General features: G+C 72.2%; 11 protein-coding genes. 7 read left to right on the plus strand and 4 right to left on the minus strand.

The window, feature by feature from the left end:
* Positions 1-100: 100 nt before the first annotated feature.
* From AAH979_RS12440 to AAH979_RS12465, 6 genes are all read left to right on the plus strand, one after another.
* The gene (locus AAH979_RS12440; protein WP_346258241.1) at positions 101-1,192 is read left to right on the plus strand and encodes a substrate-binding domain-containing protein; all 1,092 of its coding nucleotides are present in this window, start codon (positions 101-103) and stop codon (positions 1,190-1,192) included.
* A gap of 167 nt (positions 1,193-1,359) precedes the next feature.
* Positions 1,360-2,190: an ATP-binding cassette domain-containing protein gene (locus tag AAH979_RS12445; protein ID WP_346258242.1), complete on the plus strand. Its 831-nt coding sequence runs from the start codon at positions 1,360-1,362 to the stop codon at positions 2,188-2,190.
* Entirely contained in the window at positions 2,187-3,452 is a 1,266-nt protein-coding gene (locus AAH979_RS12450; protein WP_346258243.1) for an ABC transporter permease, read from the plus strand. The genes AAH979_RS12445 and AAH979_RS12450 overlap by 4 nt, the downstream gene beginning before the upstream one ends.
* Before the next feature lie 7 nt (positions 3,453-3,459).
* On the plus strand, positions 3,460-4,659 hold the full coding sequence (locus tag AAH979_RS12455; protein ID WP_346258244.1) for an ROK family transcriptional regulator: 1,200 nt from the start codon (positions 3,460-3,462) through the stop codon (positions 4,657-4,659).
* A 27-nt stretch (positions 4,660-4,686) separates the two neighbouring features.
* Positions 4,687-4,986 carry a DUF1707 domain-containing protein gene (locus AAH979_RS12460; RefSeq protein WP_346258245.1) on the plus strand — a complete coding sequence of 100 codons (300 nt, stop codon included), beginning with the start codon at positions 4,687-4,689 and terminating at the stop codon, positions 4,984-4,986.
* 205 nt (positions 4,987-5,191) lie between these two features.
* Positions 5,192-5,935 (plus strand): copper homeostasis protein CutC, encoded by a 744-nt coding sequence (locus AAH979_RS12465; protein ID WP_346258246.1) that lies wholly within the window; start codon positions 5,192-5,194, stop codon positions 5,933-5,935.
* Here AAH979_RS12465 and AAH979_RS12470 read toward each other — a convergent pair.
* From AAH979_RS12470 to AAH979_RS12485, 4 genes are all read right to left on the minus strand, one after another.
* Positions 5,913-7,223, minus strand: a complete 1,311-nt coding sequence (locus AAH979_RS12470; RefSeq protein WP_346258247.1) for an MFS transporter — start codon at positions 7,221-7,223, stop codon at positions 5,913-5,915. The two genes, AAH979_RS12465 and AAH979_RS12470, sit on opposite strands and share 23 nt — an antisense overlap.
* Positions 7,223-7,831 (minus strand): winged helix-turn-helix domain-containing protein, encoded by a 609-nt coding sequence (locus AAH979_RS12475; RefSeq protein ID WP_346258248.1) that lies wholly within the window; start codon positions 7,829-7,831, stop codon positions 7,223-7,225. Before AAH979_RS12475 ends, AAH979_RS12470 begins: the two co-directional genes overlap by 1 nt.
* 172 nt (positions 7,832-8,003) lie before the next feature.
* Positions 8,004-9,761 (minus strand): ABC transporter ATP-binding protein, encoded by a 1,758-nt coding sequence (locus AAH979_RS12480; protein ID WP_346258249.1) that lies wholly within the window; start codon positions 9,759-9,761, stop codon positions 8,004-8,006.
* 1 nt (position 9,762) lies between these two features.
* Positions 9,763-11,472 (minus strand): ABC transporter ATP-binding protein, encoded by a 1,710-nt coding sequence (locus tag AAH979_RS12485; RefSeq protein WP_346258250.1) that lies wholly within the window; start codon positions 11,470-11,472, stop codon positions 9,763-9,765.
* Between the two features lie 150 nt (positions 11,473-11,622).
* On the opposite strand from AAH979_RS12485, the gene AAH979_RS12490 reads away from it, so the two are divergent.
* A complete protein-coding gene (locus AAH979_RS12490; protein WP_346258251.1) occupies positions 11,623-11,904 on the plus strand; it encodes a Scr1 family TA system antitoxin-like transcriptional regulator in 282 nt (93 codons plus the stop codon).
* Positions 11,905-12,143 lie beyond the last annotated feature (239 nt).

Below are 12,143 nucleotides of genomic sequence, written 5' to 3' on the forward strand. Positions count from 1 at the left end.
CAGCCCAACGGGGGGAGGCCACCGGGCAGCACGGCGACCCGCTCGGGCGTACCACCGCTCCGACCCGAGACACCACACCCACCCCGAAAGGACCCGTGCAATGCGCAGAGGGATCCTCACCATCGCTGCCGTGGGCCTGCTGGCCACGGGCGGCCTCGCCGCCTGCGGCGACGATTCCGGCGGCGAAGGTGGCAACGCCGCCGTGCCGATGATCGGCGTCATCCTCCCGGACAGCGCCTCCTCGGTCCGCTGGGAGACCGCGGACCGCAAGTACCTGGAAGCGGCGTTCAAGGCCGCCGGCGTCAAGCACACCATCCAGAACGCCCAGGGCGACAAGGCACAGTTCCAGACCATCGCCGACCAGATGATGACCGAGGGCGTCAACGTCCTGATGATCGTCAACCTGGACTCCGGCACCGGCAAGGCGGTGCTGGACAAGGCCAAGACGCAGGGCGTGCTCACCATCGACTACGACCGGCTGACCCTGGGCGGCTCGGCCGAGTACTACGTCAGCTTCGACAACGAGGGCGTCGGCAAGCTCCAGGGCGAGGGTCTGGTCAAGTGCCTGACCGACAAGGGCGCCCAGAAGCCGGTCATCGCCGAACTGAACGGCTCGGAGACCGACAACAACGCCACGCTGTTCAAGAACGGCTACGACGGCGTACTCAAGCCCAAGTACGACTCCGGCGAGTACGTCAAGGGCCCGGACCAGTGGGTGCCCGCCTGGGACAACGCCCAGGCCGGCACCATCTTCGAGCAGATGATGACCCAGCAGAACGGCAAGATCGACGGCGTACTGGCCGCGAACGACGGGCTGGGCAACGCGGTCATCTCCGTGCTGAAGCGGAACAAGCTCAACGGCAAGGTCCCGGTGACCGGCCAGGACGCCACCGTGCAGGGCCTGCAGAACATCCTCGCCGGTGACCAGTGCATGACCGTCTACAAGGCGGTCAAGAAGGAGGCCGACGCGGCTGCGGAGCTGGCGATCGCGCTGGCCAAGGGCGAGAAGAAGGCCGCGCCCACCACGGTGCGGGACCCGGAGGGCAACCGGGACGTGCCGGCGGTGCTGCTGGAGCCGAAGGCCATCTACAAGGAGAACGTGAAGGACGTCGTCACCGACGGCTACGTCAGCAAGGAAGAGCTCTGCACCGGTGCCTTCGCCGCCGCCTGCACCGAGGCCGGCATTAGCTGACCTGGAGCACGGCATCGGGCTCGACCGGCCCCGCCGAGACGCCGCCCGGTACGGAACCATCCGTACCGGGCGGCGTGCTCGCCACCAGAGAGACTGGACCGGACCCGTGATCGGACACCCCGCGATCGGTACCCGCCACCGGACACCCGCGTAAAGGAGACCAACCCGTGTCCGCGACACCCCTGCTGGAACTGCGCGGGATCGACAAGAGCTTCGGTCCCGTCCAGGTCCTCCGCGACGTCAACCTCTCGGTCAATCCCGGCGAGGTGACCGCGCTCGTCGGCGACAACGGCGCCGGCAAGTCCACCCTCGTCAAGTGCGTCGCCGGCATCTACTCGGCCGACGGCGGCGAGATCCTCTTCGAGGGCCGACCGGTGCACATCCACAACCCCCGGGACGCCGCCACCCTCGGCATCGAGGTGGTCTACCAGGACCTCGCGCTCTGCGACAACCTCGACATCGTGCAGAACATGTTCCTCGGCCGGGAGAAGCGCCGCGGCCTCGTCCTGGACGAGCCGACCATGGAACAGATGGCCGCCGAGACCCTGGCCGGGCTCTCCGTCCGGACCGTGAAGTCGCTGCGGCAGCACGTCTCCAGCCTCTCCGGCGGGCAGCGGCAGACCGTGGCGATCGCCAAGGCCGTGCTCTGGAACAGCCGACTCGTCATCCTCGACGAGCCGACCGCCGCGCTCGGCGTGGCGCAGACCGCCCAGGTACTCGAACTGGTCCGCCGGCTGGCCGACAACGGCCTCGCCGTGGTGCTCATCTCGCACAACATGAATGACGTCTTCGCCGTCTCCGACCAGATCGCCATGCTCTACCTCGGCCAGATGGTGGCGCAGCTGCGGACCAGCGACGTCACGCACGCCCAGGTGGTCGAGCTGATCACCGCCGGGCGCAGCGGCGGCCTCGGGCTGACCGGCGAGAACGGCAACGGCAACGGCAAACACGACACCCCACCCAGCACCGAGACCACGAGCGCAGGAGCCGACAGATGAGCCCCGCCCCTCCCACCACCGTGGTGCCGCCGGTCGAGGTGCCGGCCGCGCCGGCGCCCACGGTCGGCAGCCACGTCCGGGACTATCTGGCCCGGGTACGCGGCGGCGACATGGGCGCGCTGCCGGCGGTACTCGGCCTGATCGTGCTCTGCGCCGTCTTCGCCGCGCTGCGCCCCAACTTCATGACCGAGGGGAACTTCGCCAACCTGTTCACCCAGGGCGCGGCGGTGATGCTGATCGCGATGGGGCTGGTCTTCGTCCTGCTGCTCGGCGAGATCGACCTCTCCGCCGGCTTCGCCAGCGGGGTCTGCGCCGCGGTACTCGCCCAGTTGGTCACCCTGCAGGGCTATCCCTGGTACGTCGCGGTCGCCGCCGCACTCGTCACCGGAGTGGTGATCGGGCTGGTCATCGGCTTCCTGGTGGCCAAGGTCGGCATTCCGTCCTTCGTGGTCACCCTGGCCGCGTTCCTCGCCTTCCAGGGCATCGTGCTGCTGCTGATCAAGGGTGGCACCAACGTCTCGATCCGGGACGACGTGCTGGTGGCGATCGCCAACCGGAACATGCCGCCGTGGCTCGGCTGGGCGCTGGCCCTGCTCGGCGTCGCCGGCTACGCGGTCGTACAACTGCTGCGGCACCGCAACCGCAGCGCGCTCGGCCTGGTCACCGCGCCGCTCGCCGTGGTATTGATCCGGATCGGCTCGCTGGCGGCGATCGCCGGCACCGCCGTGTACCTGCTGAACCTGGAGCGCAGCCGCAACGTGCTCGTCTCGCTCAAGGGCGTACCGATCGTGGTGCCGATCATCGTGATCCTGCTGGTCGTGCTCACCTTCGTACTGCAACGCACCGCGTACGGCCGGCACGTCTATGCGGTCGGCGGCAACCGGGAGGCGGCGCGGCGGGCCGGCATCGACGTGGACCGGATCCGGATCTCGGTCTTCGTGATCTGCTCGACGATGGCGGCGATCGGCGGGATCGTGGCGGCCAGCCGGGCCACCTCGGTCGACGCCAACACCGGGGGCAGTAAGGTCCTGCTCTACGCGGTCGGCGCGGCGGTGATCGGCGGCACCAGCCTCTTCGGCGGCAAGGGCCGGATCGTGGACGCGGTGCTCGGCGGCGCGGTGATCGCGGTCATCGACAACGGGATGGGGCTGCTCGGCCGCAGTTCCGGCTTCACCTTCGTGGTGACCGGCCTGGTGCTGCTGCTGGCGGCCAGTGTGGACGCACTCTCCCGACGCCGGGCCGCCGCGACCGGTAATCGATAGGGGCACGATGCGCGCAGGGCCGAGCCAGGAGGAGATTCGCCGGCAGAATCTCGGCGCGCTGCTGCGTTACGTCCACATCCACGGCGCCACCTCCCGGGCGGAGCTGACCACCTCGCTCGGGCTGAACCGGAGCACCATCGGCGCGCTCACCGCCGAACTGGCCGCCGCCGGCCTGGTCAGCGAACGGGCGCCCCGGGAGACCGGGCGGGCCGGACGGCCGTCGCTGGTCGTCCGGCCCGAGTCGGGGCGGGTCTTCGCGTACGCGTACAGCATCGAGGTGGACCGGCTGCGGGCCGCCCGGATCGGGCTCGGCGGGGTGGTGCTGGACCGCCGGCAGGCCGAGCGGCCCCCGGGGCTGCCGGCGGTGGAGAGCCTGCCGCTGCTGGCCGGCTTCGTGAAGGAGATGCACCAGGCGGTACCGGCGGGCTCGGTCTACGTCGGCAGCGGCGTGGCGGTCTGCGGGCGGTTGCGCCGCCCGGACGGCGCGGTGCACGTCCGGCCGGAGAGCGCCGGCTGGGCCGGCCGCGGCGAGCTGGACAAGCCGCTGGCCGAGGCGCTCGGTGAACTGCTGCCGCAGGAGCGCCCGGTGCTGGTCAGCAACGCCGCCGACGCGAGCGCGGTCGCCGAACACGCCCGGGGCGCGGCCAGCGGCTACGACGACGTCATCTACCTGCACCGGGACGTCGGCATCGACGCCGGGATCATCGTCGGCGGCCGGCGGCTGACCGGGCAGGGCGGCTACGCCGGGGAGGTCGGCCACATGGTGGTGAACCCCGGCGGAAGCCCGTGCGGCTGCGGCTCGTACGGCTGCTGGGAGACCGAGATCGGCGAGTACGCCCTGCTGCTGGCGGCCGGCCGGGACGACGCCGTGGGCCGGGAGGCCGCCCTGCGGGTGGTCGACGCGGCCGCCCGGGGTGACGCGAACGCGCAGGCGGCGGTCCGGCAGATCGGCGACTGGCTCGGGTTCGGCGTGGCGAACCTGGTCAACATCTTCAACCCCGGGGTGGTCATCTTCGGCGGCACCCTCCGGGACGTCTACCTCGCGGCAGCGGCCCGGGTGCGCAGCCGGCTCAACTCGCTGGCCCTGCCCACCCCGCGCGAGCAGGTACGCCTGCGTACCCCGCAGCTGGGCGAGGACGCCGCGCTGGTCGGCGCCGCCGAGCTGGCCTTCGAGCACCTGCTCGCCGACCCGCTCGACGCGGGCTGACCGGGCACCGGGCGTACGCTGTCCGACGTGGACGGGCAACTGCGGGCCTCCGACTCCGATCGGCAACGGGTGGTCGCCGACCTGCAACGGCACACCGAACAGGGCCGGTTGAGCCTGGACGAGTTCTCCGAGCGGGTCGGCGCGGTCTACACCGCGCGTACCCTCGGGGAGCTGGCCACCGTCATCCGGGACCTGCCGGCGGCGCCGGCCGTCACCGAGCCGGCCGGCGGCGGCAGCACCGGTGCCCGGCGGGAACTGCTGATCGTCTTCGCCGTCGCCGCCGCCACCCTGCTCCTGCTGGTGATCTTCATGGCGGTCACCCGCTGATCGGCACCGGCCCGATCGGCATCACCCCTCGGCCAAGGCCGGTGCTTTGTCCGGTTAACCGGCACGGCGTCGCGTTCCGTACCGTATGCCGGCCCACCGAACGCGTTCTTTCCCACATGCGGTTGCGATGATCGATGGTGCACCCTTGGATAGCCCCGGTTGGTTCGGGTTTGTCAACTTGGTTCGGTCATTGGAGAAGGCTGGCATGAGCACGTTCGAGATCTGTGTCGACAGCGTCGAGGGGACGCTGGCGGCGGAGCGGGCCGGCGCCGACCGGGTGGAACTCTGCGCGGGGTTGTTCGAGGGCGGGTTGACCCCCAGCATCGGCACCATCGAGCTGGCCCTGCGGCACGCGGAGCGGATCCGGGTGCACGTGCTGGTACGCCCCCGGGGCGGGGACTTCATCTACTCCCCGTACGAGGTCGATGCGATGGTCCGCGACGTGCAGGCCGCGGTGACGGTGGGCGCGCACGGGGTCGTGATCGGTGCGCTGACCCCGGAGGGCGACGTCGACGTACCCACCATGCGCCGGCTGCTCGCGGCGGCCGACGGCGCGAGCGTCACCTTCCACCGGGCGTTCGACATGGTCCGGGACCCGTTCGAGGCGCTGGAGCAACTGATCGAGCTGGGCATCCCCCGGGTGCTCACCTCTGGTCAGGAGGAGACCGCGCTGGCCGGTGCTCCGCTCATCGCCGACCTGGTCGGCAAGGCCGCCGGTCGGATCGCGGTGATGGCCGGCGGCGGGATCAACGAGCGGAACATCGCCCGGATCGTCGCCGCCACCGGCGCGGACGAATACCACTTCACCGCGCGGGTCAGCTCGGACGGGCCGGCGATCCACCGCAACCCGGTACCCCGGATGGGTGGGGTGTTGAGCCGCCCCGAGTACCAGCGCTCGGAGACCTCGCCGGAGCGGATCGGCCGGATCATCGGCGCGGTGCACCGGTAACCTCCGCCCCGGCCGGCGCTGTCGCCGGCCCCGCCGGTGTCTCGGCGGGCGGTGTCGGTGGCCGGTCGAGTTCGCGCCAGACCGGCATCACGAACGGCATCAGCGTCACCAGCAGGTACGCGCCCGCGAACGCCAGGCAGGCGACCGGCAGCCGCAACTCCTGTACGGCGAGCCCGCCGAGCAGCCCACCGAGCGGGATGCCGGCCCAGGCCGCCGCCTGCGCCAGCCCGAGCACCCGGGCCCGGAGCGCCTCGGGAATCCGTTCGAAGCTGACCGCGCCCAGGATCGGGTTGATCGCCGCGACGGAGACTCCGGCGACGAACGAGACCAGATAGATCACCCAGAGCCGGTCCAGCAGGGCGAGCGCGACGAACCGGGGTGCCCCGGCGAGCAGGAACCCGACCGTGAAGACGGCGAACCGCGGCACCCGGTCCGCCACGACGGTGAAGACCGCGTTGCCCAGCACCGCGCCCAGGGCGAAGGTCGCGGTGAGCAGGCCGAGCGCCGTCGACGACCGGACCACCTCGGTGGCCCAGACCGGGGTGAGCACCGCGGTGTACGCCGCATCGGCCAGGTTGGTCACCAGCAGCATCAGCACGATGCCGTGCACGAGCCGGTCGTGGCGCAGATAGCGCAGACCTGCCCGGAGCGCGACCAGATAGGGCTCCCGGCCCGGCGCGGCACCGTCCCGCGGCATGGATTCCACTGCGGACAGGTGATGTGGCACGGCGAGGGCCACCAGGACCGCCCCGACCAGGAAGGTCCCCGCGTCGAGGAGCAGCACCAGCGGGGCGTCGAGCACGGCGATGAGCAGCCCGGCCAGCGGCGCGCCGAGCAGCGTGGCGAGCCGGCTGAGCCCGTCGTGCAGGCTGGTCGCCCGGGTCATCGGAGTGCCCGCCGCCGCCACGGTCTCCGGGAAGACCACCCGCTTGGCGGTGTCGCCCAGCCCACGCAGCAGCCCGGCCACCGCGACCAGGCCGATCAGCGTACCGAACCGGAGCAGACCGGCCAGGTGCAGCAGCGGGACGGTGGCCACCGCCGCCGCGCTGCCCAGATCGGCGACGATGCTGGTCCGGCGGGCACCGACCCGGTCGATCAGCGGCCCGCCGAGGGCGCAGGCCAGCACGTACGGAAGCATTTCGGCGAACGCGACCACGCCGGTCCGGACGGCGCTGCCGGTGACCACGAGGGTGAACCAGGGCAGCGCCACCATGCTCATCCGGCTGCCGACCAGGGAGACCCCCTCGGCGACCAGCAGCCCGACCAGTGGTCGGCGGTCCCGGGCCATCAGCCCGCCTCCCCCGGCCGATCGCCCTCCTCCGGCCGATCGCCGCCGCGCCGGACGAACGGCATCAACTGGGCCTGCACCACGAACGGCTCGGCGTCGTCCGGTGCCGTCACGCCGGGCTCGTCCCGCCGGTACCGCCCGATCAGCTCGGTCAGCGCGTCGGAGAACTCCTGCGCCTCGGTCGGGGTCAGCCGGAGCTGCCAGTTGCTCAGGGTGGAGGCCCGCCCCCACTCCTCCGACAGGCTGGGCAGCTCGTTCAACCACCGGTCGACCCGCTCGGCGTAGAGCGCAGCGACGGATCGCAGGTACGTCTCGACGTCGGGGAGCGCGTCCCGACCGACCTCGCTGTCGAGCCGGGTGTTCCGGTGCGCGGCCCGCCACCACCGCTCGCGGCCGGCGCCGCGCCCGGGCTCCTCGACCACGAAGCCGTACTGGGCGAGTTGTCGCAGGTGGTAGCTGGTGGCGCCGGTGGACTGACCGAGCCGCTCGGCGAGCAGGGTTGCCGTGGCCGGCCCATGTTCGCGCAGTGTGTTGAGTATCCGGACCCGCAGCGGGTGGGCGAGACCGCGCAGTGACGTCGGGTTCAGCCGCACTTCGTCCCTAGACATGTTGGCAAAGCTATCCTTGCAAAGTCTTCTTTGCAAGCATCCCGCCCACGTTCACGCCGAGCGACGGGTCAGGGCGGCCCGGGTCAGGGCGGCGCCGGTCGGCCGGTGCGGGTCAGGGCAGCGCGGGTCAGGGCAGCGCGCGGTTCGGGCGGCGCGGTTCGGCCGGTGCGGGTCAGGGCCGGTCGCCGTGCCAGGAGCGCCAGAGCGCGGCGTACGAGCCGCCGGCGGCGACCAGCTCGGCGTGCGGGCCCAGCTCGGTGATCCGGCCGTCCTCCACCACGGCGACCCGGTCGGCGTCGTGTGCGGAGTGCAGCCGGTGTGCGATCGCGATCACCGTACGGCCGCGCAGCACCGCGGCCAGCGAGCGCTCCAGGTGCCGGGCCGCCCGGGGGTCGAGCAGTGAGGTGGCCTCGTCGAGTACCAGGGTGTGCGGGTCGGCGAGGACCAGCCGGGCGAGCGCGAGCTGCTGGGCCTGGGCGGCGGAAAGCGGATGCCCGCCCGCACCGACCTCGGTGTCCAGCCCGGCGGGAAGCTGCTCCGCCCAGTCCAGCGCGTCGACGGCGGCGAGCGCCGCGCGTACCCGGTCGTCGGTCGCGTCCGGCCGGACCATGGTGAGGTTGTCGCGCAGCGTACCGAGGAAGACGTGGTGTTCCTGGGTGACCAGCGCGACCTCGGTACGGAGGTCGGCCAGCGGCAGGTCGGCGAGCGGGACGCCGCCGACGGTGACGGAGCCGTGCCCCGGCCGGTGGATCCCGGCGAGCAGCCGGCCCAGCGTCGACTTGCCGGCCCCGGACGGACCCACCATCGCCAGCCGCTCGCCCGGGGCCACGCTCAGGGTCACGCCGTGCAGCACGTCCCGCCCCGGCTGATAGGCGTAGCGCACGTCCCGGGCGACCAACCGCTGGTCGGCCGGGCGGGCCGCCGGCTCGTCGGCCGGGGCGCCGTCGGGGCGCCGGGCCACCCCGAGCAGCCGGGCCAGCGACGCGCCGCCGACCTGCACCTCGTCCAGCCAGGAGAGCAGCCGGTCGATCGGGTCCATCAACTGCTGGACGTAGAGGGTGGCGGCGGTGACCTCACCGAGCGCCACCCAGCCCTCGATGTAGAACCAGCCGCCGAGGACCAGGGTCGCGACGACCGGCAGCACGTAGCCGGTCTCGGCCAGTGGAAAGAAGACGGTACGCAGGAAGAGGGTGTAGCGCTCGGCCGCGTACGACCGGCCGATGTCGGCGTCGGTGCGGGCCCGGCGCCGCGCCTGCTGCCGGAGCGCCTCGGTGGTCCGCGACCCCTCCACCGTCTCGCTGATCCCGTCGGTGATGTCGGAATAGGCGGCGTTCTCCGCGAGATAGCCGGGGGTGGCCCGGCGCAGGTACCAGCGGGTGGCCAGCGCCAGGATCGGCACCGCGACCAGGGCGGGCAGCATCAGCAGCGGGTCGGTCAGCAGCACCGCGCCGATCACGGCGACCGCCGTCAGGACCGCGATCAGCGTCTCCGGCACGGCGAACCGGACCGACCGGGACAGCGCGGCGACGTCCCGGCTGCTCCGGGTCAGCAGGTCACCGGTGCCGGCCCGCTCCACGGTAGACAGTGGGATGGCCAGGATCCGGTCGACGAACTCCTCCCGCAGCTCGGCGAGGACCCGTTCACCGAGCCGGGCCGAGGCGAAGTGGGCGAACCGGATCAGCACCGCCTGCGCCACCACGAACCCGGCGATCGCCAGCGCGACCCGGTCCACCGTCACCGTGCTGGTGCCCTCGGCGATCGCCTCGACCAGGTCACCGAGCAGCCGTGGCGCGGCCAGCCCGGTGATCGCGGCCAACCCGTGCAGCGCGAGCGCGCCGGCCAGTGCCCGGGGGTGCCGGCGGAGCAGGCTGCGCGCGTACCGGCGCACCTGCGCCGCGTCGGCGACCGGCAGCGCGTCGCGCTCGCTCATCTCAGTCCTCCTCCTCGGCCCGGGTCACGACGGCGGCGTAGCGCGGCTCGCTGTCCAGCAGCTCGCGGTGCCCGCCCTCGGCCACCGCCTTGCCGTCGGAGACGAAGACCACGTGGTCGGCCCGGTCCAGTACCAGCGGGCTGGTGGTGCAGACCAGGGTGGTCCGGCCCCGCCGGGCCGGGCCGAGCCGGTCGGCGATCCGCGCCTCGGTATGCGCGTCCACCGCGCTGGTCGGCTCGACCAGGATCAGGATCTCCGGGTCGGCGACCAAAGCCCGGACCAGCCGCAACCGCTGTTGCTGGCCGCCGGAGAACTCCCGGCCCCGCTCGGCGACCCGGCCGGCGAGCCCGTCCGGCAGCGCCGCCACGATGTCGGTGGCGCTGGCCGCGTCCAGCGCCGCCGCGATGGTCGCGTCGTCGGCCCGGTCGTGCGGGTCCAGCTCCGCGCGGAGCGGGCCGGAGAAGAGCCGCGCCTCGTTGTCGGACACCAGGATCCGGCGCCGGACCGTGGCCAGCGCCAGCTTCCGCAGGGGTACGCCGCGCAGCGTCGCCTCGCTGTCGACGTACCGGCCGAGCCGGTCGGCGATGGCGACCGCGTCCTCCGGCGCGGCGGCGGCGAGCGCGGTCAGCCGGCCGGGCCGCACCGTCACGCCGGACTCGACGTCGACCAGCTCACCCGGGCCGTCGGGCAGCTCGACGGGGTGCTCGGGATCGGTGACGTCCGGTCGCAGGTCGAGCATCGACACCACCCGGCGGGCCGAGACGTGCCCCCGGGTGATCCGGTCGATCAGCTCGGTCAGCATCCGCAGTGGACCGATCAGGAAGACCGTGTAGCCGTAGAAGGAGACGAGCTGCCCGACGCTGATCTCGCCACGAAGGGCGAACCGGGCGCCGAGCCAGGTCACCAGCACCAGGAAGATGCCGGGCATCAGGACCTGGGTGGCCTCCAGCAGCGCCTCCACCCGGGCCACCCGTACGCCGCCGTGCCGCAGCGCCTGCGACTCCGCCCGGTAGCGCGCCGAGAAGACCGACTCCCCGCCCACGCCGCGCAGCACCCGCAGCCCGGCGACGATGTCGCTGGCCCGGGTGGTCAGGGTCGCCTGCTGGTCCCGGTACGCCTCCTGACGCCGGTGCAGTGGCCGGATCAGCACCGCGACGACCGCCATCAGCAGCGGTACGCCGAGCACCACCACCAGGCCGAGCGGCACCGAGGTGGCGAGCAGGATCGCGGTAATGGTGAGCACCGCGAAGAACGAACCGGTGCCCCGGGAGAGGATGTCGAGCGCCCCGCCGATGTGGTTGATGTCGGCGGTGCCGATGCTGACCACCTCACCGGTGGCGAGCCGCTTGGGCAGGGTCGCGCCGAGCCGGTTGGCGTGGTCGACGGTGAGCTGCACCGTCCGGTACGCCCCGGCCAGCCAGTTGAAGCTGGCGAACCGGTGCCGGACGATCCCGACGATCGCCTGAACGATGCCGAGCGAGAGCAGCACCAGGCCCCAGCGCAGCAGCGCGTCGGTGTCCCGGGCGACCAGGCCAGCGTCGATCGCCCTGCCCAGCGCGGCCGGCATCAGCGCCTGGCCGACGAAGGAGATAACGGCCAGCACCATGCCCCAGGCGAGGGTGGGCCAGATCCGCGCGGCGAGCCAGAGCAGGAATCTGGTCGCCGAGCGCTGGTCCGGCACGCCGGGGTCGGGGACGGGTAGCGGGCGCATCGCGGTGACGGTATGGAACCAATCGCCACGATCGCCACAGGTTTTCCGCAGATCCCTCCGACCAGGGGTAGCTGGGCGACCACCTCCCGTGATAGTTCTTACCCCAGATTCGATCGGCCCTCCCGAGGCCCGACCCCGCGACCGTGCCTGATGCCGGTCGCCGGGAGCAACGGTCTTGCCGCCCAGCTCGCTCACCTGGAGACGGTGGCCCACCGGCCGCACATCGAGATCCGTGTGCTGCCCGAGCGGATCAACCTGGCCGCTCGATTCAACGGCGCCTTCTACGTGTTCAAGATGCCGGCCGGCTTTCCCGAGGTCGCATACCTGGAGAACTTCGCCGGCCGGGTGTACCTCGAATCGCCGCGGAGCCCGCGAGAGCGCCGAGGCCACAGAGAACCCGGTCGACGACCGAGGTCGTACCGAACCGGGTGACCGCCACCAGCAGCAGGACGACGGCGCTCACGCTCATCCCGAGGACGTGGACCGCATAGAGGGACACGGAGTCCATCCTGGACGACGATCAACGACCGGGACAAGCGGATTCTCTTCCGCACACTCTGCATCCGCTCAGCAGTTAAAGGCGGTACGGGCCTTGTCTCCACCCTCGCCAAGTCGCACGCCCTCCTCACCAGTGGACTCGACTCGTCCACCCCGATACCAAGTCGGGATCT

It is taken from the genome of Plantactinospora sp. ZYX-F-223, from assembly GCF_039649625.1.
Taxonomy (GTDB): Bacteria; Actinomycetota; Actinomycetes; order Mycobacteriales; family Micromonosporaceae; genus Plantactinospora.